19 protein-coding genes and 1 tRNA gene are annotated in these 23,546 nt (G+C 55.4%); 11 read left to right on the top strand and 9 right to left on the bottom strand.

The window, feature by feature from the left end:
• Nucleotides 1–1,008: a zinc-binding alcohol dehydrogenase family protein gene (locus IAE27_RS12380; protein WP_017145218.1), complete on the bottom strand. Its 1,008-nt coding sequence runs from the start codon at nt 1,006–1,008 to the stop codon at nt 1–3.
• Between the two features lie 112 nt (nt 1,009–1,120).
• Nucleotides 1,121–1,588, bottom strand: coding sequence for a DUF3237 domain-containing protein (locus IAE27_RS12375; RefSeq protein ID WP_064344103.1), 468 nt, complete (start codon nt 1,586–1,588; stop codon nt 1,121–1,123).
• A 200-nt stretch (nt 1,589–1,788) separates the two neighbouring features.
• On the opposite strand from IAE27_RS12375, the gene IAE27_RS12370 reads away from it, so the two are divergent.
• The 3 genes from IAE27_RS12370 (at nt 1,789) to IAE27_RS29880 (ending at nt 3,220) form a co-directional block, all read left to right on the top strand.
• A complete protein-coding gene (locus IAE27_RS12370; protein WP_004106993.1) occupies nt 1,789–2,244 on the top strand; it encodes a helix-turn-helix domain-containing protein in 456 nt (151 codons plus the stop codon).
• On the top strand, nt 2,244–2,819 hold the full coding sequence (locus IAE27_RS12365; protein ID WP_017145221.1) for a PIN domain-containing protein: 576 nt from the start codon (nt 2,244–2,246) through the stop codon (nt 2,817–2,819). Before IAE27_RS12370 ends, IAE27_RS12365 begins: the two co-directional genes overlap by 1 nt.
• 278 nt (nt 2,820–3,097) lie before the next feature.
• Nucleotides 3,098–3,220: a hypothetical protein gene (locus tag IAE27_RS29880; protein ID WP_094298907.1), complete on the top strand. Its 123-nt coding sequence runs from the start codon at nt 3,098–3,100 to the stop codon at nt 3,218–3,220.
• A gap of 38 nt (nt 3,221–3,258) precedes the next feature.
• Here IAE27_RS29880 and IAE27_RS12360 read toward each other — a convergent pair.
• Nucleotides 3,259–3,353, bottom strand: a tRNA-Sec gene (locus IAE27_RS12360).
• Nucleotides 3,354–3,643: 290 nt separating this feature from the next.
• Between IAE27_RS12360 and IAE27_RS12355 the strand changes: the two genes are divergently transcribed.
• The 3 genes from IAE27_RS12355 to IAE27_RS12345 all read left to right on the top strand — a co-directional run bounded on the left by IAE27_RS12355 (nt 3,644) and on the right by IAE27_RS12345 (nt 8,449).
• Complete coding sequence (locus IAE27_RS12355) at nt 3,644–5,038, top strand: glycoside-pentoside-hexuronide family transporter (RefSeq protein ID WP_004106990.1); 1,395 nt, start codon at nt 3,644–3,646, stop codon at nt 5,036–5,038.
• Nucleotides 5,039–5,051: 13 nt separating this feature from the next.
• A complete protein-coding gene (gene yicI, locus IAE27_RS12350) occupies nt 5,052–7,370 on the top strand; it encodes an alpha-xylosidase (RefSeq protein ID WP_064372363.1) in 2,319 nt (772 codons plus the stop codon).
• Nucleotides 7,371–7,717: 347 nt separating this feature from the next.
• Nucleotides 7,718–8,449, top strand: coding sequence for a MurR/RpiR family transcriptional regulator (locus tag IAE27_RS12345; RefSeq protein ID WP_004106985.1), 732 nt, complete (start codon nt 7,718–7,720; stop codon nt 8,447–8,449).
• 96 nt (nt 8,450–8,545) lie between these two features.
• Here the strand turns inward: IAE27_RS12345 and IAE27_RS12340 are convergent, their stop codons facing one another.
• The 4 genes from IAE27_RS12340 to IAE27_RS12325 all read right to left on the bottom strand — a co-directional run bounded on the left by IAE27_RS12340 (nt 8,546) and on the right by IAE27_RS12325 (nt 15,033).
• Nucleotides 8,546–9,925: a glycoside hydrolase gene (locus IAE27_RS12340; RefSeq protein ID WP_024274824.1), complete on the bottom strand. Its 1,380-nt coding sequence runs from the start codon at nt 9,923–9,925 to the stop codon at nt 8,546–8,548.
• Between the two features lie 13 nt (nt 9,926–9,938).
• Nucleotides 9,939–11,498, bottom strand: a complete 1,560-nt coding sequence (locus IAE27_RS12335) for a PTS transporter subunit EIIC (protein WP_004106980.1) — start codon at nt 11,496–11,498, stop codon at nt 9,939–9,941.
• Between the two features lie 282 nt (nt 11,499–11,780).
• A complete protein-coding gene (locus tag IAE27_RS12330; protein WP_047720523.1) occupies nt 11,781–13,496 on the bottom strand; it encodes an AsmA family protein in 1,716 nt (571 codons plus the stop codon).
• Nucleotides 13,497–13,641: 145 nt separating this feature from the next.
• On the bottom strand, nt 13,642–15,033 hold the full coding sequence (locus IAE27_RS12325; RefSeq protein WP_004106976.1) for a nucleobase:cation symporter-2 family protein: 1,392 nt from the start codon (nt 15,031–15,033) through the stop codon (nt 13,642–13,644).
• A 286-nt stretch (nt 15,034–15,319) separates the two neighbouring features.
• Here IAE27_RS12325 and gltS point away from each other — a divergent pair, with 286 nt between their 5' ends.
• The gene (gene gltS / locus IAE27_RS12320) at nt 15,320–16,522 is read left to right on the top strand and encodes a sodium/glutamate symporter (RefSeq protein WP_004116504.1); all 1,203 of its coding nucleotides are present in this window, start codon (nt 15,320–15,322) and stop codon (nt 16,520–16,522) included.
• A gap of 220 nt (nt 16,523–16,742) precedes the next feature.
• Here gltS and glpK read toward each other — a convergent pair whose 3' ends face one another.
• Entirely contained in the window at nt 16,743–18,254 is a 1,512-nt protein-coding gene (glpK, locus tag IAE27_RS12315) for a glycerol kinase GlpK (protein WP_004106971.1), read from the bottom strand.
• Between the two features lie 21 nt (nt 18,255–18,275).
• On the bottom strand, nt 18,276–19,127 hold the full coding sequence (locus IAE27_RS12310) for an MIP/aquaporin family protein (protein WP_004106970.1): 852 nt from the start codon (nt 19,125–19,127) through the stop codon (nt 18,276–18,278).
• A 443-nt stretch (nt 19,128–19,570) separates the two neighbouring features.
• Between IAE27_RS12310 and zapB the strand changes: the two genes are divergently transcribed.
• The 4 genes from zapB to IAE27_RS12290 all read left to right on the top strand — a co-directional run bounded on the left by zapB (nt 19,571) and on the right by IAE27_RS12290 (nt 23,536).
• Nucleotides 19,571–19,816: a septal ring assembly protein ZapB gene (zapB, locus tag IAE27_RS12305; protein WP_009652751.1), complete on the top strand. Its 246-nt coding sequence runs from the start codon at nt 19,571–19,573 to the stop codon at nt 19,814–19,816.
• A 150-nt stretch (nt 19,817–19,966) separates the two neighbouring features.
• Entirely contained in the window at nt 19,967–20,956 is a 990-nt protein-coding gene (locus IAE27_RS12300) for a sulfate ABC transporter substrate-binding protein (protein WP_004106966.1), read from the top strand.
• A 217-nt stretch (nt 20,957–21,173) separates the two neighbouring features.
• Entirely contained in the window at nt 21,174–21,935 is a 762-nt protein-coding gene (locus IAE27_RS12295; RefSeq protein ID WP_070556447.1) for a CDP-diacylglycerol diphosphatase, read from the top strand.
• A 266-nt stretch (nt 21,936–22,201) separates the two neighbouring features.
• Nucleotides 22,202–23,536 (top strand): MFS transporter, encoded by a 1,335-nt coding sequence (locus IAE27_RS12290; RefSeq protein ID WP_017145229.1) that lies wholly within the window; start codon nt 22,202–22,204, stop codon nt 23,534–23,536.
• The last annotated feature ends 10 nt before the right edge of the window (nt 23,537–23,546 follow it).

Below are 23,546 nucleotides of genomic sequence, written 5' to 3'. Positions count from 1 at the left end.
TTAAAAACCCTCCAGCACGATTTTGCCCACCGAGCGCCCGGTTTCCAGCTGCGCGTGCGCTTTTTGCAGATTGGCGGCGGTGATGGCGCCGTAGTGCTCGCCGAGGGTGGTCTTAATGGTGTTGTCGTCAATCAGCGCCGCCACGCGGGTCAGCAGCTGATGCTGGGCGATCATGTCCGGCGTTTCGAACATTGAGCGGGTAAACATAAATTCCCAGTGCAGGGAGATGCTTTTCGCCTTTAGCGGCACCACGTCGAGGGTTTGCGGATCGTCGATTAGCGCCAGCTTGCCCTGCGGTGCGAGAGCGGCGATCAGCTGCGGATAGTGCTGGTCGGTATTGGTCAGGCTGGCGACGTGGGTTACCGCTTTGACGCCAATCCGCGCCAGCTCTTCAGCAAGCGGTTTGCTGTGATCGATAACATGATGCGCGCCCGCTTCCCGTACCCATTTCTGGCTTTCCGGACGCGAGGCGGTGCCGATAACCGTCATACCGGTGAGCTTGCTGGCGAGCTGGGTCAGTATCGAACCGACGCCGCCCGCCGCGCCGACGATCAGCAGCGTGTCGCCCGCGTTGCCGCCTTCCTCTACGCCAAGGCGGTGGAACAGCAGCTCCCATGCGGTGATGGCGGTGAGCGGCAGCGCGGCGGCGGCGGCGTTATCCAACGAACGCGGTTTGCGGGCGACGATGCGTTCGTCCACTAACTGAAACTCGCTGTTGCTGCCCGGACGGCCCAGCGCGCCGGCGTACCACACTTCATCGCCCGCGGCGAACAGGGTTACCGCGTTGCCGACGGCTTTAACTACGCCAACCGCGTCCCAGCCCAGCACGCGCGGGGTATCGGCGTTAAAGCCGGCGCGGACTTTGGTATCCACCGGATTGACGGAAATGGCCTTCACTTCAACCAGCAGATCATGCCCCTCGGCAACCGGCTGCGGCAGCTCGATGTCGGTTAAAAAAGGAATGTTGCTGCCTTCGGTCGCTGCGCGAGTAATGGCGATCGCTTTCATACACTCTCCGGTTTTGAATGAGGTTCATCGTTTGAATGTATTGAGGATAGACCGCGGCACGTGGGGGAAAAATGGCCCGGCGGCGATAACAGTTATATTGAAAAAGTGAAAATCAGCGGACGCGATAAAAATCGAGCGTTACGCCGTCCTGGGAGCGGCCGCCGGAACAGATAAACAGCGAGGTGGTGAGCCAGCGCAGCGCCGGCGCGTCCACTTCGAAAGTCGGTACGGTGCGAAAATAGATCGCTTCCGGCGGAATATCGCTAAAAAAGCGCATATCGTCGCCAAAAAGACGTTCTTTATACTCTTCGGGTAGGCGGCGAATGCCGTTGTTTTCAATATATACCGTGCCTTCTTCCACGTGTAAGGCATAGCGCGCGGAGAGGCGGCAGGTGCCGTCAGGCTCGATGATCTGGCTGTCGACGCCGCCGGGTAAGACGTGGCCGTTGAGCTCACCGCGTACGATTCCGCTGAGGATAGGGATCAGCTGACGTTTCCCGCTCTGCGGGCTGCGGGAAACGATGACCGGTTTGTCGACCTGAATGGTGATAGAGAAGCTGTGTTTGAGTTCGGGTGTCATCATTGGTCTCCTTTTTAAGCCACGTTATCCCGTTAGTGTAAGGATTTAAAGGTGAAGGGAATAACGCAAACATTGGATGGAAATGATTGGCTGGGGAGATGGGATTTGAAATCGGCAGGCTTATTTTCGTTTATTTCGAATATTGAGGGTTTCGAATATTTCGAATATACTCGCCTGTATGACTCACAGGAGACAATCATATGACTACACTGACTCATCTCAACCTTCCCGATCGCCAGGAGAGCGAACTTGCGCAGCGCGGACAGCGTGAGCTTGCGGCGTATCTTTCCACCAGGCTGGAAACACAGCGTATTGCCATTGTAGGAGAGGATGATAAAGCTCATACCATAGAGCTACCTACAAGTGCGCTGACATTGCTGATGGAGATATTGGGGGAGTTGGCTAGCGGAAATGCGGTACAAATCGTTCCCGTACATGCGGAACTCACAACCCAGGAGGCGGCAAATATACTCAATGTCTCTCGTCCGCATATGGTTAAGCTCCTGGAAGCGAGGAAGCTCCCATTTCATAAAACGGGGCGTCATCGCAGAGTGTTGTTTGCCGATCTTATGGAGTATAAGAAACGCAGGGAACAGGAGAGCCTGGACGCGATGCAATCATTGGCCGATCAGGCGCAGGACTTAGGGATGTATTAATGCGACATTCACCTTATCCGGTGATTTTAGATGCCTGTGTGTTATATCCGGCACGACTCAGAGATTTGCTGATGCACCTGGGGATTGCCGGGCTGTATCAACCAAAATGGAGCCGCTGCATTCAGGATGAATGGTGCAGAAACTTGATTGCTAATCGGCCTGACATTCTGCCAGAGACGCTTCAGCGTACTGTCAAAATGATGAATTCCGCCTTACCAGATGCCAATGTTACGGGATATAAGGGATTAATAAGTAATCTGCATCTGCCGGATCCCAACGACAGACATGTTCTTGCCGCAGCGATAAGAGCGAAAGCTGAAATTATTGTAACGCTTAACCATAAGGACTTTCCGCCAGAACTTCTGGGTCCATATGAAATAGAAACGCTTCACCCTGATGCGTTTATTTCCGATCTCTTCGATCTTAATCATGCTCTGACGCTTGAAGCCGTCAGGCGGCAGCGACTGTCTCTAAAACATCCATCTATGGCGGTCGATGAATTTCTTGAAATGCTGCTAAAGCAGGGTTTACCGATGACGGTAAAGGAATTAGCGCATTATCAGTATGCTATTTAAACGACTACAAGCTTGAGTTGTTCGAGATAACCAAACAACTCAGCCGTCTGGTGAGTCTTAAACCTGTTTTGCAGGGGGCATGTTTACATTTAAGTTATCTATGAGGGACGACGTTAAGTGTTCATTTGCCATATAACCTCCGGATTAACCTACTTTGGTTCGCATAGCATGTCAGAAGAGCATAAATTTCATTAGACGGGCGATTAACCCGGCGTCATTTGGGAGCGGCTATCCAGAAGGTGAACATGTCCGGCCGTCAGACGAGATGAAGCGTGTTGTTGACGCTTTTAAAGGAACAACTGGATGCCGTGGCGGCGGAAGAGGGGGTGAGTCTCGCGAGCTGGTTTAAAGAACTGGCGAGAAGCGCGCTAAAAGCGAAAGGCATTGAACCGAAAGGCTGATTTTCTGGATAAGTTCACATGGATAAAAATGATTGAACTGGCGGAAGATCACAGGAGTTGAACCTGCCCGGGACCGCTGGCGGCCCCAACTGGATTTGAAGTCCAGCCACCTCACCGGAGATGACGATCTTCCGCGCCTCGATTGCTACATGGAGGCGGGCGCATTATAGCTACTTTCCTGCATTAACCACATCCCCCAACGCACTTTTTTACTGCGAAAACTGGACTTTACAGAACCTTCTGAAACATTCCTTTGCAAAATCCGTGGCTTACACTTTTACACACTCTTTCAGGCTACCGGGATCACATAAAACAAGAAACGTAATTTGATTATGAGATATCGCAATTCATCTTACTGCGCGGATGGGTTACAAAGCATGTAACCGGTACCAACCCGCGGTAGCGCTGAGAGAAGAGTGTGCGATGAAAGATCATATTTTGTCCGTCAAAGAGAAGATTGGCTACGGCATGGGCGACGCCGCAAGCCACATCATTTTTGATAACGTCATGTTGTATATGATGTTTTTCTATACCGATATCTTTGGTATCCCTGCCGGCTATGTCGGTACCATGTTCCTGCTGGCCCGCGCGCTGGACGCGATATCCGACCCTTGCATGGGGCTGCTGGCCGACCGTACCCGCAGCCGCTGGGGAAAATTCCGCCCGTGGATACTGTTTGGAGCGATTCCGTTCGGTCTCGTGTGCGTACTGGCCTACAGCTCGCCGGACCTGAGTCATAACGGCAAGCTGATATACGCCGCGGTCACCTACACGCTGCTGACCCTGCTCTACACCGTGGTCAACATCCCTTACTGCGCGCTGGGCGGAGTCATTACCGACAATCCGACGCAGCGCATCTCCCTGCAGTCCTGGCGCTTTGTGCTGGCGACGGCGGGCGGCATGCTCTCCACCGTCCTGATGATGCCGTTGGTGAACTTTATCGGCGGCGAAGATAAAGCGTTTGGTTTCCAGGGCGGCATCGCGGTGCTCTCGGTGATCGCGTTCCTGATGCTGGCGTTTTGCTTCTTCACTACCAAAGAGCGCGTCGAAGCGCCGCCGAGCTCTACCTCGATGCGGGAAGACCTGCGTGATATCTGGCGCAACGATCAGTGGCGAGTGGTTGGCCTGCTGACCATTCTCAATATTCTCGCGGTCTGCGTTCGCGGCGGCGCGATGATGTACTACACCACCTGGATTATGGGATCCGCGGGTCTGTTCACCGCCTTCCTCACCACCTACTGCGTCGGCAACCTGATTGGCTCGGCGCTGGCGAAGCCGCTTACCGACTGGAAATGCAAAGTCAGCGTTTTCTGGTGGACCAATGCTCTGCTGGCGGCGCTGAGCGTGGCGATGTTCTTCGTGCCGATGGACGCAGAAATCACCATGTTCGCCTTTATCTTCGTAATTGGCGTGCTTCATCAGCTGGTGACGCCGATTCAGTGGGTGATGATGTCCGACACCGTCGACTACGGCGAATGGTGTAACGGCAAACGCCTGACCGGCATCAGCTTTGCGGGCACCCTGTTCGTGCTCAAGCTGGGCCTGGCGCTGGGCGGCGCGCTGATTGGCTGGATGCTGGCGGGCGGCGGTTACGATGCCGCGGCCAAAACCCAGAACAGCGCCACTATCACCATCATCATCTCATTGTTCACCCTTGCTCCGGCGGTCTGCTACCTGCTGAGCGCGGTTATCGCGAAACGCTACTACACCCTGAAAACGCCGTTCCTGAAAAAGATGATGGCGGAACTGGCTCAGGGCGCGCGCCGCAACGAACACGACTTCACTTCAGCGCCGACAGGCAAAGAATTGCAAAACTAAGAGGAAGCTATTCATGAAAATCAGTGATGGAAACTGGCTTATTCAACCAGGGCTCAATCTGATCCAACCCGTGCAGGTCTATGAGGTTGAGCAGCAAGGTAACGAGATGGTCGTCTATGTGGCGTCTCGCGAAGTTCGCGAACGCGCCGCCCAGCTGGACGTTCCGCTCTTTACCGTGCGCTTCTTCTCCCCACAGGAAGGGGTGATCGGCGTACGCATGGAGCACTTCCAGGGCGCACTGAACAACGGCCCGCATTACCCGCTGAACGTGCTGAAAGACGTGAACGTGGAGATTAATAATGGCGCTGAATATGCCGAGCTGAAAAGCGGCAATTTGACCGCACGCGTCACGAAAGGCGATTTCTGGTCGCTGGATTTTCTGCGCGACGGCGTGCGTATTACCGGTAGCCAGCTGAAAAATGACGGCTACGTGCAGGATACCAAAACGAATCGCAACTATATGTTCGAGCGTCTGGATCTCGGCGTCGGCGACACCGTTTATGGCCTCGGCGAGCGCTTTACCGCGCTGGTGCGTAACGGCCAGACGGTCGAAACCTGGAACGAAGACGGCGGCACCAGTACCGAACAGTCGTATAAAAATATCCCGTTCTACCTGACTAACCGCGGCTACGGTGTGCTGGTGAATCATCCTGAGCGCGTCTCTTTCGAAATCGGCTCCGAAAAAGTCTCGAAGGTGCAGTTCAGCGTCGAAGGGGAATACCTGGAGTACTTCGTCATCGACGGCCCGACTCCGAAAGAGGTGCTGAACCGCTATACCCGGTTTACCGGGCGTCCGGCGCTGCCGCCAGCCTGGTCCTTCGGCCTGTGGCTGACCACCTCGTTTACCACCAACTACGATGAAGCGACGGTTAACAGCTTTATTGACGGTATGGCAGAGCGCAACCTGCCGTTGCACGTGTTCCATTTCGACTGTTTCTGGATGAAAGCCTTCCAGTGGTGCGATTTTGAGTGGGATCCGGTGACCTTCCCTGACCCGGAAGGGATGATTAAACGCCTGAAAGAGAAAGGACTGAAGGTCTGCGTGTGGATCAACCCGTATATCGGCCAGCGTTCACCGGTGTTTAAAGAGCTCCAGGAGAAAGGCTATCTGTTGAAACGTCCGGATGGTTCATTGTGGCAGTGGGATAAATGGCAGCCGGGCCTGGCGATTTATGACTTCACCAATCCGCAAGCCTGCCAGTGGTATGCCGACAAGCTGAAAGGCCTGGTGGCGATGGGCGTAGACTGCTTCAAAACCGACTTCGGCGAGCGTATTCCGACCGACGTGCAGTGGTTTGATGGTTCCGATCCGCAGAAAATGCACAACCACTACGCCTTCATCTATAACGAGCTGGTGTGGAACGTGCTGAAAGAGACCGTTGGCGAGAAAGAAGCGGTGCTGTTCGCTCGTTCCGCCTCGGTGGGCGCGCAACAGTTCCCGGTGCACTGGGGCGGCGACTGCTACGCCAACTATGAATCGATGGCGGAAAGCCTGCGCGGCGGCCTGTCGATCGGCATGTCCGGTTTTGGGTTCTGGAGCCACGATATCGGCGGCTTCGAAAACACCGCGCCCGCCCACGTCTACAAGCGCTGGTGCGCCTTCGGCCTGCTGTCGAGCCACAGCCGTCTGCACGGCAGCAAATCCTATCGTGTGCCATGGGCCTACGATGACGAGTCCTGCGACGTGGTGCGCCACTTCACGCAGCTGAAATGCCGCATGATGCCGTATCTGTACCGTCAGGCGGCGCTGGCCAACGAGTTCGGTACGCCGATGCTGCGTTCGATGATGCTGGAGTTCCCGCACGACCCGGCCTGCGACTATCTGGACCGGCAGTACATGCTGGGGGATTCGGTGCTGGTGGCGCCGGTGTTTAGCGAAACGGGCGACGTCCAGTTCTGGCTGCCGGAAGGCCGCTGGACCCATCTGTGGCACAACGATGAAGCGCAGGGCAGCCGCTGGCATAAGCAGAATCATGATGTGCTGAGCCTACCGGTGTACGTGCGTGACAACACCCTGCTGGCGTTGGGCAACAATGACCAGAAACCGGACTACGCGTGGAATGAAGGCACCGCCTTCCAGCTGTTTAATCTCGAAGATGGGCGCGAAGCGGTCAGCCAGGTGCCGGCAGCGGACGGGTCGGTGGTCTTTACCCTGAAGGCGAAACGCCAGGGCAATGTCATTACCGTCAGCGGTGACGGTGAGGCCAGCGGCTGGACGCTGTGCCTGCGCAATATCCAGCAGGTAGCGAGCGTGCAGGGCGGTGCTCAGGCAGGCAGTGAGCTGGGCGTGGTGGTGACCGCGCAGGGCAATGCGTTGACCATCACGCTGTAAGTTTTTGCTTCCTGAAGCATGGGTTCACAGCCATCTGCGGACCCGTAGCCCGGACAAGGCGCGACAGGCGCCGCCTCCGGGGAATGTGCCGAACCTGATGCATCTGCGCTGCTGCTCCCCGGCTCGCGCTGCGCTTAGCCGGGCTACGGATCCACAGCCGTCTGCGGACAGGTAACCCGGTGGCGCGACGCTTACCGGGGCTACAGGCTATGCCCTCTTCGTTTGCGAAGAGGGTTTTTTATTCCATTTCTTCTGAAAAAGTAACGTTCATTTCATTCTGGTGATTCACCCCACAGACACTCGCGCCGTCAGGTGATAGCGTAGTTTGCCGCTGAGAGGAGCCCGGAATGGATTTAGAAAACATCTTTCGTGACGTTAAGCTAAGCAAAACCGAAATGACCGTGCTGCGTTTTATTCAGAATGACCCTGAGCAATGCGTACGCGAGGGCATCCGCGCCGTCGCGGAACACTGTTATAGCAACCCTTCCTCGCTAGTGCGGCTGGCGAAGAAACTGAAATTCAGCGGCTGGCTGGAGCTGGTCTATTTTATTAAATTCAATATCACCATGCCGAAACTCGATGTCACCAACGATATCGACTACATGAGCATTCAGCCGATAGAGCGGATAACTTCTCTACTGGAAAGCCTGCAACATCATCGCATTTTGATTCACGGCAGCGGCTTTTCGCAGCTGATCGCCCAGTATATTTACAATAAATTTTTGGTGACCGGGGTAAACGCCAGCCTGGCGCTATGGCCGGATTACGAAATTCTTGAGCAGAAGAACGCCGCTAAATTTGATTCGATCTGGATTATTTCCAAATCCGGGCGTAGCAGTTCGGCGCTGAACTGGGTGAAGGCGCTGGAAGGGAAGAAGATTAATCTGGTCTGCTTCACCGGCGATTATCAAAGCCCGCTGGCGCAGGCGGCGGATACGGCGTTTATTATTCACGATCCGCAGAAATTCGATGATGATATTTACTGGAGCAACCCGTTTTTTGGCTACTGCATACTCGGGTTTGAGCGGCTGCTGAAGATGTGGTTTACACACACGGGGATCCCCGGAGGCGGCGCCTGAGGCGCCTGTCCGGGCTACCGCCCCGCAGGCGGTGGTGAACCCGTAGCCCGGTCAGCGCAGCGCCACCGGGAGGAGTGCGGTGGCACGAGGGTGGGATTATTGCCAGTCGGCGAACTGCTTATCATCGAGATAAGCTTCAACAAGCGCTTTTGCCAGCGAATAAGAGCCGACCAGCGGATGCGCCATCAGCGCCCGTACCGCCAGTGACTTATCCCGCTGCAGAATCGCCGCCACCGCCAGCCGCTCATACTCCTTTACGCTGGCGATCATGTTTTTCTGCGCTGTCGGCACATGCTTCGGCGTCACCGGCTTCAGGCCCTCTTTACTGAGATCGCAGCTGATCTCAATCACGTCGTCCTGGCGCAGGAAGTCCAGCGTGCCGTTGTTGGGCATCGACACCACAATACGCTTGGTGGTGGTGCTGTTGACCGCCTCCAGAATATCCAGCGCCACCCCTGCGTAGCCGCCGGTATCCGGCTCCTCGATAAACTGCTTTAAGGTTAACGGCTCGCGGGTATGGAATTTTTCCTGCTGCGACTCGTTCTGCATATAGCTATTTTCCCGGCGCAGATAGTGCTTCATCCAGATGGTAAACGCCGCTTCCGGGTTGGCTTTCACATCCACGGTCCGCAGCTCTTCGCGCATATCGTGATTGATACGGGCAATCTGCTCGCCGCGGGTTTCCGCTGCGTTCTGAATCGCTTTTAAAGCCACTTCTCGATAGTAGTAGTAGTAAAGATATTCATTAAGCAGTTGCTTATCGCATAGCTGAACCAGCTCCGGCGAAAAATACTGCATCGCCGTCTTACGATACAGCTCAGGACTGGTAATCAGGCGCTCGGTGACATCCTCGCCGCTTACGGTGAAGTGGGTAAACCAGGAGAAGTGGTTCAACCCGTAGCACTCAACGCCGAGATCGCGCTCGTCGCAGCCGAGGATTGCCGGCAGCTCGCGAATCAACTCCGACGGCGCGTCGCAGATGCCGTACACCCGGCGCTTAAAGCCGGATTTGATAATCGCCTCGGTGACCAGCCCTGACGGGTTAGTGAAGTTAAAAAGAATAGCGTCTTCGGCGGCGTGCTCTTCAATCAGGCGGCAGTAGTGAAGAATCGCCGGAATGGAACGCATCGCCATGGCGAAACCGCCTGCGCCGGTGGTCTCCTGGCCCAGGGTGTTGTGCTGCAGGGCGATACGCTCGTCGCGAATGCGGCTCTCATCGCCGCCTACCCGCAAGGTGGTGATGACATAGTGGCTATTTTTGAGTGCCGGCACCGGGTCGCTGGTTACGCTGAAGTGAATATCCGGGCGAATCGTATTAAACACATAGCGGGCGATTTCGCCAAAAATTGCCAGATTCTCAGCGGAGCTGTCGAGAAATACAACTTCCGTTAAACCAATGCGGTGCGCGTTATATGCCAGAGATTTTGCCAGGAATGCAGAGCGAACGCCGCCCCCGCCTAATACGGTTAATTTCATAAACAACTCCTAATTAATTTTCTGCTAGCCAGCTATCAACCCGGGAACGGACCTGTCCCACTTTGACGCCGTAAATAACCTGAACTTCATTTCGATTTCGTACTACGCCGTTTGCACCGGTGCTTTTTAATATTGCATCATCAACTAAATCCATATTGTGAATAGCGACGCGCAGGCGGGTAAAACAGTTGTCGACGGAAATAATATTCGCTTTGCCGCCTAAGCCATTAATAATCTCGTTGGTCACCGACTGCGGTTCGCCCATTTTTTTACGATAATCAGCTTTGCTATATAACTTCACGTTTTCATCATCTTCACGGCCCGGCGTTTTGAGATTCAACTTAACGACCAGCGTGCGGAAGATAACGTAGTAGACGGCGAACTGGCCGATCCCGATGAGCACGTAGCCGGGCCAGCGGGTCAGGGCGACTGGCAGCGGCAGGTTGTAAATCAGAAACTCAATCAGCCCCGAGGCGCCCCACGGACGGACGGTAAAGATGTCGCAAATCGCCTGCGAAGCTGCGGTTAAGGTAGCATGGATCACCCACAGCAGCGGGGAAACGAACAGAAAGGTAAACTCAATCGGCTCGGTGATACCGGTGAGCATGGAGGTGATAATGGCCGGTAGCAGAATCGCTTTAGCCATCATTTTTTTCTCCGGTTTCGCCGTATGGTAGAACGCCAGCGAGGCGCCGGCCAGGCCGAAGATGGTGGTCATCCCCTGCTGTGAGAAACGCAGCGCCTCGTTCATCACCGGCGTCAGATCCGGGTGACGCATATAGGCGAGGAAAATCGCCTGGGTTCCGGAGACTATCTGCCCGTCGACGTTCAGCGTGCCGCCGATTTGCGTGAGCTGGAACGGCGACCAGACGAAGTGGTGCAGGCCGGTGGGGATGAGGAATTTTTCAAAGAAGCCGTAAACGAAGACCCCCGCCACGCCGGCGTTTTTCATAAAGCCGGTCAGCGCCGCGATGCCGTGGGTCATAAACGGCCAGATCCAGGTAAAAGCGATGGCGTAGAAAATGATGACCGGCGTCATCGCCACCAGCGTCAGCTTGGCCCCGCCGTACATGGAGAGCGCGCCGGGTAGCTCAATAGTCGATACTTTGTTATGCACCCAGGCGATGGTGCAGCCGAGAATAATGCCGAGGAAAACCCCCATATCGACCACCACAAAGCCCAGCAGTTGGGTTTGCCCGGTGCCGTAATATTCGCCGTTAATTTTTTCCGCCAGGCCGTGAGTATGCTCCAGCCAGGAGTGGTTGGCGCCAAGAAACATAATAAAACACATCACTGAAACCAGCGCGACTTCGGTTTTTTTATCTTTTGCCAGGCCATAGCTGATGCCGACGCAAAAGAGTAATCCCAGATTGCCGAATAAAGGCCAGAAGGTATCGCCGAGTAGCTGTCCAAGCTGGTGTAAAAAGCTGGTCTCTGAAATTAATGTTGGGTTGGTTAAGACTGAGCTGAGTGCCAAAATTAAGCCGATGACCGGCAAGAACAATACTGCACCGATCATTGCTCTGGAGAATTTTTGCATATTCTCCAGAATACGTTGACGTATTACAGACATGGTCGTTCCTTTATTTTTGTAGGTTCAGGGACTTTAATTATTTTTTTCGCTTCCAGTATTTTTGTTATAGCAAGTCCGCTATTTGAAAGGAACAGGTTGCGGAAAATAGGTACAAATAGCCGCTAAATGGCAACAGGTTTCACCATTAAGGATATTATATGACCCTCACCCCAAACCTCTCCCTGAAAGGGAGAGGGGGTCGATCGGTGTGGGCATAAAAAATAAAGAGTGCAGAGGGCGGTTCCCTCTCCCCGGCGGGGAGAGGGTTAGGGTGAGGGGAAACTAGGGGGTAGACATTATCGGAGCAGAAGGAGCCTGAGCGCTGGTAACTTCACCGTTGCGCATGACCTGCGCTACCTGCTGTTTCTCCATATTGACTGCGCTGAGCTGACCATTAACGGTTGGCTTCAGCGGCGCATCTGGCAGCACGCTGCCGGTCGCCGTTAGCTGGAGATTACCATCGCCGGATATCGGCAGCGCTGGCCAGCCCCAGGCCTGCAAAATATTTAGCGGCACGCCGCGACCGCTCAGGCTCAGGTTGACCTGACGCTGCGGAAGCTGCGACACCGCCGCGGTGGCTTGCAGGATCCCACGCTCGGTAAAGGCGCTGAGCTCGTTAACGTTCACCGTTGAGGCATTGGCGCTCAGCTTCAGCGACGGGCGGCGGACATCAATACGATTAAAGGTCGCGGCGGCGGCGTTCAGCGTCGCGCTACCGTTCCACACGCCCCAGCTGCGGTTTTTCACCAGCTGCAGCTCGCCGCCGTAGCCGTCGAGCGCGGTGATTTGCCACGGGAACGCCGGTTCAACATCGATAATGAGGTTGCGGCTGGCGCTGAACTTTCTCAGCGTCAGGCTTTGCAGCCACTCGGGTAGCGGCGCCATCCATAGCTGCTTCCAGTTGGTCGGCAGCGTATATTCCAGTCCGGCGAACGCGGTGTCGTCCAGCACGAGGGCATGGTCGGCGCGCAGCCAGTTGCCGGACGTGCGCACCATCCCGCCCTCCCAGCGTGAGGTGAACTGGCGCAGCGCGATACCCTGCGGGGAGAATCCGGCGTTAAGGATTGGGTCGAGGAAGTGCAGCGAACCGTAAATAAACTCGTTGGCGTTCATCGACAGCGTGCCATCCTGGCTTTGCCAGTCGCCGCGGCTCAGGGTCAGGTTGCGCAGATTAAGGTCGAGGCCAGCGATCGCCCAGTCAGGCCCCTGCAGGCTGGCGTCGGTCACGTCAAGGCGGCCAATCTGCAGCGAGGGCAGGGTGGTCAGCGGCGTGAAAAAGTCGGCGAGTGATTTATCGCTTTGCAGACGGATCTCGTTGAGGCGCAAATTATCGACCTGCCAGCCGCCGTCGGCGCTGCGTTTTGCCGTGCCGGTGAGCGTGCCGCGAGCGACGTCCGCCCCGAGGGTCGAGAGCGTCACTTCGCCGTTATCGATATTCCCCTGAATCAGCACGTTGCTGGCTTCAATACCGTTGAGCGTCATCGACCCGGCGCTCATCTGAATTTGCGTTTTCTTGCCCAGCACATTACCCGCTTCCGGCGCCCACGGGCTGACGCCGCCGGTGACGCGCTGCGCGCTCAGATCCCAGTCGCTCTCCGGGCTGTTGAACGCCATATTGCGCAACCGGAGACGATCGGCGGCGAACGGCAGCGCTGCGGAAGAAGGGGAGAAGTTTAGCGTACCGTCGCTGAGAATGATTTCGTCAGCATGCAGCGGGTCGCTAAACTGGCGGCTGCTAAATCCGATATCCACGGTTTGCGCCACCAGCGTGGCGGGTTTGCCGTCGCGACCGAGGGTGACGTTTTGCAGCTGCAGGTGCAGTGGCGAAGAGAAATTATGGTCCATTTTGTTGAAAGAGACCTTCCAGCCGGTACCGTCGCTTAGCCAGGCGCTGGCCTGACGCCCTCCCCACTGGGTTTGCAGCAGGAAATAAGCGGCAATAATCACCACCAGCAGAGCAATCAGCAGCCAGAGAATCAGCTTTCTGAGAAATTTCATGATCTTCGATCCTGAGCGAGACACATAAGGCTGTTATGCCCGAATTATGCGCAATCCTCAAGACAGGAATTGTGTAATGAGATGATGTGAGGTTGATGATGTTTGCGCTCCGGCCGACGTTGCGCGGCCGGAGCATCAGAGAGGATCAGTTTTTCTCTGGCGGGAAAATCAGATTCAGAACAATCGCCGTGATACCGCCGGCGGCGATACCGGAGGAGAGCAGATTCTTCAGCCAGTCAGGGGCGAACTGCAGGATCAGCGGCTGCTGGGAAACGCCAAGGCCGACGGCCAGCGACAGGGCGATAATCAGGATCGCGCGGCGGTTCAGCGGCTCGCGGGAGACGATACGCACGCCGGAGGCGGCAATGGTGCCGAACATCACCAGCGTTGCGCCGCCGAGCACCGGCTCAGGAATATGCTGCACGAAGCCGCTCACCGCCGGGAACAGGCCGAGCACGATCAGCATCAGCGCGACCACAAAACCAACATAGCGGCTGGCGACGCCGGTCAACTGAATCACGCCGTTGTTCTGGCCAAAGCAGGAGTTCGGGAAGGTGTTGAATACTGCCGAAACAAACGAGTTCAGACCGTTGGCCAGCACGCCGCCCTTCAGACGCTTCATATATAGCGGGCCGGAAACCGGCTGCTCGGAAACGTCAGAGGTGGCGGTGATATCGCCGATGGTTTCCAGCGAGGTAATCATAAACACCAGCATCAGCGGCAGCAGCAGATTCCAGTCGATGCCCAGTCCGTAGTACAGCGGCGTGGGAACCATAATCAGGCTGCTTTCCGTCGGTGCGGTATTGGTCGGCAGCATATCGAGTAGCCATGCCGCCAGGTATCCGGCCGCCATCGCGATAACCAGCGAAGCGATGCGCAGATACGGGTTGCGCTGGCGGTTAAGGATAATAATCAGCGCCAGCACGATCCCCGCCAGCAGCAGGTTTTTTGGCGCGCCGAAGGTGTGGTCGGCCATGGCGGCATAGCCCCCGCCGATGGAGGTCAGGCCAACCTGAATCAGCGACAGGCCGATAATCATTACCACCACGCCGGAGACCAGCGGAGTGATTATGCGGCGGGCGAGATGCAGAACGCGCGAGAGAACCATCTCTGTGCAGCTGGCCAGCATCAGGGTGCCGAACAGCGCGGCCATCATGGTCGGAACATCGGCGCCGCCGGTTTTCAGCGCGGTTCCGCCCATAATCAGCGGAGCGACGAAGTTAAAGCTGGTGCCCTGAATCGAAAGCAGACCAGAACCCACCGGGCCCCAGGCTTTAATTTGAATGATGGATGCCACGCCGGAGGCGAACAGGGACATGCTGATGATGTGTTGTGTATCCTGAGCCGGGAGGCCCAGAGCCTGACAAATTAACAGCGCCGGAGTGATAACCGCGACAAACATCGCCAGCAGGTGCTGGAACGCGGCGAACAGCGTTTGCGGTAGCGGCGGGCGGTCTTCAAGGCGGTAGATTAATTCGCTGGTTTGCTTATGCGCAACCGGTTGCGCATTTTCTGATTCTGCGGTGTTAACGGACATCACAACAATCCCAAAGGTGGCAAAGCGGGGATTTTATCGGACTGTAGACCAAAAGCAAACGTTTGCCACTCTTTAGCGGCAAATATTTATGCAGGGAATAGGTGTCAAATATTTATTAACATTTTGTATGCTTGATCGCATCATTATCCCTACAAAATATCTTTTCCTGTCCTTTTTTCCGTACTTCTGCTTAAAATCCCTTCCCGATTACTCATGATGAGAAGCAATCGACACCGGGAATTTCGTCGCGTGTGAATGGATCATGCGCCTATAAGGAGCTCTTTTTATGTTTCATCTCGATACCTTATCGACGCTCGTTGCCGCAACATTAGTGTTGCTACTAGGTAGAAAACTCGTTCAAACCGTCCCTTTCCTGAAGAAATACACTATTCCTGAGCCCGTGGCGGGCGGTCTGCTGGTCGCTCTGGCGCTGCTGGTATTAAAGAAAAGCATGGATATCGAAATTGATTTCGATATGAGCCTGAAAGACCCGCTGATGCTGGCTTTCTTCGCCACTATCGGCCTGAATGCCAACCTCGCCAGCCTGCGCTCTGGCGGCAAAGTGGTGGGGACATTCCTGATCGTGGTGGTGGGGCTGCTGCTGCTGCAAAACGCCCTCGGTATCGGCATGGCGAAGCTGCTGGGCCTCGACCCGCTGATGGGGCTGCTGGCCGGTTCGATTACCCTTTCCGGCGGCCACGGTACCGGCGCGGCGTGGAGTAAACTGTTTATTGAGCGCTATGGCTTTGTCAACGCCACCGAAGTGGCTATGGCTTGCGCAACCTTCGGTCTCGTTCTTGGCGGCCTGATCGGCGGGCCGGTGGCGCGCTATCTGGTCAAACACTCTTCATCACCGGACGGCACGCCGGACGATCAGCTCGCGCCGACCGCGTTTGAAAAGCCGGATATGGGGCGCATGATCACGTCGCTGGTGCTGATTGAGAGCATCGCGCTGATCGCCATCTGTTTGACGGTAGGCAAGATCGTTGCGCAACTGTTGGCGGGGACCGTATTCGAACTGCCTACCTTCGTTTGCGTGCTGTTTATCGGCGTTATCCTCAGCAATAGCCTGTCAGCACTTGGCCTGTACCGCGTATTCGACCGCGCGGTGTCGGTGCTGGGTAACGTCAGCCTGTCGCTATTCCTGGCGATGGCCCTGATGAGCCTGAAGCTATGGGAGCTGGCGTCGCTGGCGCTGCCGATGATTGCCATTCTGGCGGTGCAGACGATAGCAATGGCGCTGTATGCGGTGTTTGTGACCTATCGAATGATGGGTAAAAACTACGATGCCGCGGTGCTGGCCGCCGGCCACTGTGGTTTCGGCCTCGGCGCGACGCCGACGGCGATTGCCAATATGCAGGCGATTACCGATCGTTTCGGTCCGTCGCATATGGCGTTTCTGGTGGTGCCGATGGTGGGGGCGTTCTTTATCGATATCGTTAACGCGCTGGTGATTAAGCTCTATCTGCTGCTGCCGGTATTTGGCTGATAAAAACCCGGAGGCGGTGCGCTACGGGATTATGCGGTCTGCGGGCTGTGTAGCCCGCCTAAGGCGTTTACGCCGCAACCCGGGGATACCCCGGGATTTATGCGTTGGCGCGGTTTCTCCCCGGCTCGCGCTGCGCTTAGCCGGGCTACGGGGTGTGCGGTCTGCGGATTGTATCCCGGCTAAGGCGTTTACGCCGCCAGCCGGGAATACCTCAACAATCTTACGCTTCGTCGTGCTCTTCCCACGCCAGCGCGCGTTTTACCGCCTTCTTCCAGCCGCTGTAGCGATAGTTACGCTCGGTGGTTTCAATTCCCGGACGGAACTCGCGCTCGATAACGGCTTTCTCCTGCAGCTCATCCAGATTCTGCCAGAAGCCCACCGCCAGACCGGCCAGATAAGCTGCGCCCAGCGCCGTGACTTCGCGGACTTCCGGGCGTTCTACGCGGGTACCGAGAATATCGGACTGGAACTGCATCAGGAAGTTGTTGGCGACCGCGCCGCCGTCAACGCGCAGGGCGTGCAGACGGATCCCGGAGTCAGCCTGCATCGCTTCCAGCACGTCGCGGGTCTGATAGGCGATCGATTCCAGCGTGGCGCGAATAATATGGTTGGAATTGACGCCGCGGGTCAGGCCGAAGATCGCCCCGCGGGCATATGGGTCCCAGTAAGGCGCGCCAAGCCCGGTAAACGCCGGAACCACGTACACGCCGTTGGTATCCTTCACTTTGGTGGCGAAATATTCGGAATCGAACGCGTCGCTAATCAGCTTCATCTCATCGCGCAGCCACTGAATGGAGGCGCCCGCCATAAATACCGCGCCTTCCAGCGCATAGTTCACTTCACCGCGCGGGCCGCAGGCGATAGTCGTCAGCAGGCCGTGCGTTGATGCCACCGCTTTCTCGCCGGTATTCATCAGCATAAAGCAGCCGGTGCCGTAGGTGTTTTTCGCCATCCCCTCTTTAACGCACAGCTGGCCGAATAGCGCCGCCTGCTGGTCGCCCGCGATGCCGGCGATCGGAATACGCGTGCCGCCCTTACCGCCGATGTTGGTCTGGCCGTACACTTCGGAAGATTTGCGCACTTCCGGCAGCATGGCGCGCGGAATATCCAGCGCGTCGAGCATTTTGTCGTCCCAGTCCAGTTCGTGGATATTGAACAGCATGGTACGCGAGGCGTTGGTGTAGTCGGTAACGTGAACGCGTCCCTGGGTCATTTTCCAGATAAGCCAGGTGTCTACGGTGCCGAACAGCAGCTCGCCGCGTTTTGCGCGCTCGCGCGCACCTTCGACGTGGTCAAGGATCCACTTCACTTTGGTTCCGGAGAAGTAGGGGTCAACCACCAGGCCAGTTGCCTTACGGATGTACTCTTCCATGCCGTCGCGCTTGAGCTGTTCGCAGATCTCGGCGGTACGGCGGCACTGCCAGACGATGGCGTTATAAATCGGCTTACCGGTTTCGCGCTCCCACACGATGGCGGTTTCACGCTGGTTGGTAATGCCGATCGCGGCGATTTCATCGGAACTGATATCGGCCTTTGCCAGCACTTCAACCAGCGTAGAGCTTTGCGATGCCCAGATTTCCATCGGGTCGTGCTCAACCCAGCCTGGACGCGGATAAATTTGTTCGAATTCTCGCTGAGAGACGCTGACGATATTGGCATCGTGATCCATTACCACGGCGCGGGAGCTGGTGGTGCCCTGGTCGAGCGCTACGATATATTTTTTGTCGGTCATAGTATGAGTCCCGTAGTCAGATTACAGCGAAGCTTTGTGTTGTGTCGTAGAGGGAGATGCGGCTTCTTTCTCTTCAACGACGCAGGTGTCGCAAGGCAGGTGGCGGCCAATCAGCTTGCGGTAGCAGAATGCGCCCAGCGCAGCACCGACGATTGGCGCACACAGCGGCACCAGGAAATAAGGAATATCTTTGCCGCCGGTGAAAGCGACGTTGCCCCAGCCTGCCAGCCAGGCGAAGGCTTTCGGTCCGATATCACGCGCCGGGTTCATGGCGAAGCCGGTCAGCGGGCCCATGGATGCGCCAATGACGGCGATCAGCAGACCAATCAGCAGCGGCGCCAGCGGGCCGCGCGGCACGCCGTTGCCATCATCGGTCAGCGCCAGAATGACGCCCATCAGGATAGCGGTAATCACCATTTCTACCGCGAAGGCCTGCACAAAATTGATATGCGGGTTTGGATAGGTAGAGAAAATACCCGCCAGCTCAAGACTTTCGACGCTACCGCGCACCATATTGTGGGTATGTTCGAAATCGAAGAAAAGATTGTAATAAAGCCCGTAAACTAAAGCCGCAGCGCAAAAGGCGCCAGCGAATTGCGCAATGATAAAAGGAACAACTTTACGACCGTCAAAGCAGGCGAACAGCCACAGCGCGATGGTCACCGCCGGGTTAAGGTGCGCACCGGAAACCCCTGCGGTCAGGTAAATCGCCATGGCGACGCCCAGACCCCAGATGATGCTGATTTCCCACTGACCGAAGCTGGCTCCCGCGACCTTAAGCGCAGCGACGCACCCAACGCCGAAAAAGATCAACAACCCGGTACCGAGGAACTCTGCGATGCACTGGCCTTTTAGTGTTGATGTTTGGCTCATAATCGAATCCTGAAGCGAAGTGATGATTATTGTATGTGTGAAGGTCGCAGGCGACCACGCTGCCATGTAGGCATAGTGTTAATTTATCGTTAACGAACAAAAACGAGAAATATCGAAATTCAAATGTGTGTGCCTCGTCAAGAAAATGAGCGTTTTCGCGCCATAAACGCGTGTTCGGTCATTTGCGGGAGCGTTTCACCGCTCATTTTTTTAACGAGGTGATTAACAATTACGAAAAAGTACCGGGTAAAAGCGGCGAACGGACCAGGTAAAGACTGAAAAGTGTTGCAAACCGCAATCTACGCGGGTTGTCGCTGGACAGGGGCGGCGGGGCTTCATACAATCGACTACATCACCACTGTAGTGCGCTAATTTTCGTTAAGGCGTCAACGCGTATACGAAACGGACGGTTTCTATCAACGCCTTGCAAGTTCAGGAGAGGTATGACGATGTCATTAGAAGTGTTTGAGAAATTAGAATCTAAAGTTCAGCAGGCGATTGATACCATCACTCTGTTACAGATGGAAATCGAAGAGCTGAAAGAAAAGAACAATACGCTGGCGCAGGAAGTACAGAGCGCCCAGCATAGCCGTGAAGAGCTTGAGCGTGAAAACGGTCAGCTTAAAGAACAGCAGCAGGGCTGGCAGGATCGTCTGCAGGCGCTGCTGGGCCGTATGGAAGAAGTCTGATGCTTCCCGCCTCCTCCCGTTCGGGAGGAGGCAAACTCACCTCGCTCTATATACTCACAAGTTATAGCCAATCTTTTTTTATTCTTTAATCATCAGTCTGCTTTCTGGCACGCTTAATCCATCACAACACTACATAAAGAGAGCGGTGCGATGAATAAGTGGGGCGTGGGGTTAACTCTGTTGCTGGCATCCGCCAGCGTTCTGGCAAAAGACATTCAGCTATTAAACGTTTCTTACGATCCGACGCGCGAGCTGTACGAACAGTACAACAAAGCCTTTAGCGCGCACTGGAAGCAAGAAACCGGCGACAACGTGGTGATTCGTCAGTCACACGGCGGCTCCGGCAAACAGGCGACCTCGGTGATCAACGGCATTGAAGCCGATGTGGTGACCCTTGCGCTGGCCTATGACGTCGATGCGATCGCCGAGCGTGGACGAATCGACAAAAACTGGCTAAAGCGTCTGCCGGATAACTCCGCGCCGTATACCTCAACCATCGTGTTCCTCGTACGTAAAGGTAACCCGAAGCAGATTCATGACTGGAACGACCTGATCAAACCGGGCGTGTCGGTGATTACCCCGAACCCGAAAAGCTCCGGCGGCGCGCGCTGGAACTATCTGGCGGCCTGGGGCTATGCCCTGCACCAGAATAACGGTGACCAGGCTAAGGCGCAGGAGTTCGTAAAAGCGCTGTTTAAGAACGTCGAAGTACTGGATTCCGGCGCCCGCGGTTCGACCAACACCTTTGTGGAACGCGGGATCGGCGATGTGCTGATTGCCTGGGAAAACGAAGCCCTGCTGGCGACCAACGAACTGGGTAAAGACAAATTCGAGATCGTCACCCCGAGCGAATCGATTCTGGCCGAGCCGACCGTTTCCGTGGTGGATAAAGTGGTCGACAAAAAGGGCACTCGCCAGGTGGCGGAAGCGTATCTGAAGTATCTCTACTCGCCGGAAGGCCAGGAGATTGCGGCGAAGAACTTCTATCGTCCGCGTGACCCAGAAATCGCGAAAAAATACGCGGATGAGTTCCCGAAACTGAAGCTGTTCACCATCGATGACGTGTTTGGCGGCTGGACTAAAGCGCAGAAAGAGCACTTCTCCAACGGCGGCACCTTTGACCAGATCAACCAGCGTTAAATAGCCTCTCCTTATCCCCGCTCGCGCTGCGCGTAGCGGGGCGACAACTCTTGTCGCCCGGGTAAGGCGTAAGCCGCGACCCGGGGCAGAGTAGTCTGGTAGCCCGCTCAGGCGCGTTAAGCACCGCTTCCGGCAAAACTCACCGTACCTCCTCCCGTTTTCATTTAGTCATCAAACTGCGTTACTCTTCCGTTTCTGGCTGAGACAGGAAAAAATAATGCGAAGAGTACGACACCTTTTTTTAGCGCTGGTGGTAGTGGTTGTGGCGGCGATGGCTGGCGGCTACTACTGGCTTCATTCCGGCAACCGTGACGCGTTGCGTCACATTGTTCTGCAACAGTGCGTCCCTCATCAACAGCAGAATCACAATCCCGCGCCCTGCGCGGAAGTGAACCTGAAGGGCGGCTATGTCCTGTTTAAGGACCGCAATGGCCCGCTGCAGTATTTGCTGATGCCAACCTACCGTATCAACGGCACTGAAAGCCCGCTGCTGCTTGAACCGCTGACGCCGAACTTCTTCTGGCAGGCCTGGCAGGGACGCGAAATCATGAGCCAGCACCGTGGTTCTGCCGTACCGGATGAGGCGGTCTCGCTGGCCATCAACTCGCGCAGCGGACGCACGCAAAATCATTTCCATATTCATATCTCCTGCCTGCGACCTGATGTGCGCCATCAGCTGGATAGCCAGGCTGCCGCTATCAGCAGCCGTTGGTTACCGCTGCCCGGTGGGCTCATGGGCCATGAATATCTGGCGCGCCGCGTAACCGAAACCGAACTGGCGCAGCGCAGTCCGTTCCTGATGCTGGCTGAAGAGGTGCCGGAAGCGCGAGAACATATGGGCCGTTTCGCGCTGGCGATGGCGAAGCAGAGCGACGGCTCGCTGCTGCTGCTGGCAACCGAGCGTAACCTGCTGACGCTGAATCGCGCATCGGCAGAAGAGGTTCAGGACCATAGCTGCGCCATTCTGACATCCCGTTAATTTTCTTTACGTTCCCGCCATTCATTATCTCCTTGATTCTTATCCCGGTTTAACGCCGGGGTAGGATCGGGTGCATAAAAATATGTGAAACCGATCAAAAGATATAAAGGTATACCTTTATATCTTTTTGAGGATGGTTACACTCTCTTCATAGCCTCCATTGCGTGTCGGACAGGCGGCTTATTTATAAAAACGTTTTTATTTCATGTAGTGACATCATTAATTGTTTCCTCTATTTGCGCGGCTAAGCGTAAAGGAATATCAACATGAAACTTTCTATCGTGGAAAAAATCGGCTTCGGCGCAGGAGATATGGCGATAAACGTTGTGATCATCGCCATGCAGCTGCTTCTCGCCTATTTTTATACCGATATCTACGGCCTGAGCGCCGCTGATGTTGGCGTACTTTTCGTGGTTGTGCGGATGATCGATGCCATTATCGATCCGGCCATGGGCGTTCTTACCGATAAGCTGAATACGCGCTGGGGACGCTATCGCCCGTGGCTGCTGTGGTTTGCCATCCCTTTTGGCTTCGCCGTTTATTTAATGTTTATCACGCCTGATATGGTTTATATGGCTAAGCTGGCGTGGGCCTATGGCACCTATATTCTGATGACCCTGGTCTATACCGCTATCACTATTCCCTATATCTCGATGATTGGCGTGATTACCAGCGATCCCGTGGAACGGCTAAGCGCAAACGGCTATCGCTTTGTGATGACCAAAATTGCCGCTTTTCTGGTGACTATTGTCGTCCCGATGCTTGCCGTCTGGCTTGGGCAGGGCAACAAGGCCCTGGGTTACCAGTTTTCTATGGGGCTAATGGGCGCGATGGGGGCCCTGCTGTTTATCTTCTGTTTTCTCACCACTCGTGAACGTAGCGAGCCGGAAATTACTTCGCTATCGGTAGGGAAGCAGTTTAAGTATCTGTTACGTAACGATCAGTGGATTATTCTTGGGGTTGTTATTTTATTGCTGATGTGTGGTTACGTTATTCGCGGTTCCGTCGCGGCCTATTATGCCAAGTATTATCTTAATGGCGGCGATAGCCTGATTTCACCTTTTCTGACTACCGGTGTTGTCGCCTCTATTCTGGCGATGATCGCCACCACCTGGATAACTAAATTCTGGGATAAAATTAAGATGTTCCGCTACACCCAGATTATTACCTTTGTACTAAGCGCGCTGATGTATTTCTTCGTTGGGCGTGAAAATCTTATCCTGGCATTTACGTTCTATTTTCTTATTAATTTCTTCTGCGATATGCAAATGCCGGTGTTCTGGTCCTCTATCGCCGAAGCGGTGGATTATGGCGAAAAGAAAACCGGGCTGCGGGTATCCGGCCTCGCGTTTGGCGGCATTCTCTTCTTCCAGAAGTTTGGTATGGGGATCGCGGGGGGCGTACTGGGATTTCTGCTGAGCCACTTTGGCTATCAGGCCGACGTTGAACAGAGCGCGCGTTCGCTCACCGGTATTGCGCTGATGATGACGCTCATTCCGGCCCTTTTCCATCTTGCGGTTGGGCTACTTATGAAAAAGTATCTGATTAATAACGAATATTATCGTGATATTCAGCTAGCCCTTGCGCAAAAACAGGCATAAGGAGGCGTAA

The organism is Klebsiella sp. S69 (genome assembly GCF_016516145.1).
Taxonomy (GTDB): domain Bacteria; phylum Pseudomonadota; class Gammaproteobacteria; order Enterobacterales; family Enterobacteriaceae; genus Klebsiella; species Klebsiella oxytoca.
The sequence above is the reverse complement of the archived record's forward strand: the minus strand, read 5'-3'. Positions and strand labels throughout refer to the sequence as shown.

Bases quoted from the DNA above. Each gene is read 5' to 3' on its own strand.
- IAE27_RS12375 (WP_064344103.1), bottom strand. From the start codon at position 1,588: ATGACACCCGAACTCAAACACAGCTTCTCTATCACCATTCAGGTCGAC.
- zapB (WP_009652751.1), top strand. From the start codon at position 19,571: ATGACGATGTCATTAGAAGTGTTTGAGAAATTAGAATCTAAAGTTCAG.
- IAE27_RS12300 (WP_004106966.1), top strand. From the start codon at position 19,967: ATGAATAAGTGGGGCGTGGGGTTAACTCTGTTGCTGGCATCCGCCAGC.
- glpK (WP_004106971.1), bottom strand. From the start codon at position 18,254: ATGACCGACAAAAAATATATCGTAGCGCTCGACCAGGGCACCACCAGC.
- IAE27_RS12370 (WP_004106993.1), top strand. From the start codon at position 1,789: ATGACTACACTGACTCATCTCAACCTTCCCGATCGCCAGGAGAGCGAA.
- gltS (WP_004116504.1), top strand. From the start codon at position 15,320: ATGTTTCATCTCGATACCTTATCGACGCTCGTTGCCGCAACATTAGTG.
- IAE27_RS12365 (WP_017145221.1), top strand. From the start codon at position 2,244: ATGCGACATTCACCTTATCCGGTGATTTTAGATGCCTGTGTGTTATAT.
- IAE27_RS12380 (WP_017145218.1), bottom strand. From the start codon at position 1,008: ATGAAAGCGATCGCCATTACTCGCGCAGCGACCGAAGGCAGCAACATT.
- IAE27_RS12355 (WP_004106990.1), top strand. From the start codon at position 3,644: ATGAAAGATCATATTTTGTCCGTCAAAGAGAAGATTGGCTACGGCATG.
- IAE27_RS12345 (WP_004106985.1), top strand. From the start codon at position 7,718: ATGGATTTAGAAAACATCTTTCGTGACGTTAAGCTAAGCAAAACCGAA.
- IAE27_RS12330 (WP_047720523.1), bottom strand. From the start codon at position 13,496: ATGAAATTTCTCAGAAAGCTGATTCTCTGGCTGCTGATTGCTCTGCTG.
- IAE27_RS12325 (WP_004106976.1), bottom strand. From the start codon at position 15,033: ATGTCCGTTAACACCGCAGAATCAGAAAATGCGCAACCGGTTGCGCAT.
- IAE27_RS12295 (WP_070556447.1), top strand. From the start codon at position 21,174: ATGCGAAGAGTACGACACCTTTTTTTAGCGCTGGTGGTAGTGGTTGTG.
- IAE27_RS12340 (WP_024274824.1), bottom strand. From the start codon at position 9,925: ATGAAATTAACCGTATTAGGCGGGGGCGGCGTTCGCTCTGCATTCCTG.
- IAE27_RS12290 (WP_017145229.1), top strand. From the start codon at position 22,202: ATGAAACTTTCTATCGTGGAAAAAATCGGCTTCGGCGCAGGAGATATG.
- IAE27_RS12335 (WP_004106980.1), bottom strand. From the start codon at position 11,498: ATGTCTGTAATACGTCAACGTATTCTGGAGAATATGCAAAAATTCTCC.
- IAE27_RS12310 (WP_004106970.1), bottom strand. From the start codon at position 19,127: ATGAGCCAAACATCAACACTAAAAGGCCAGTGCATCGCAGAGTTCCTC.
- yicI (WP_064372363.1), top strand. From the start codon at position 5,052: ATGAAAATCAGTGATGGAAACTGGCTTATTCAACCAGGGCTCAATCTG.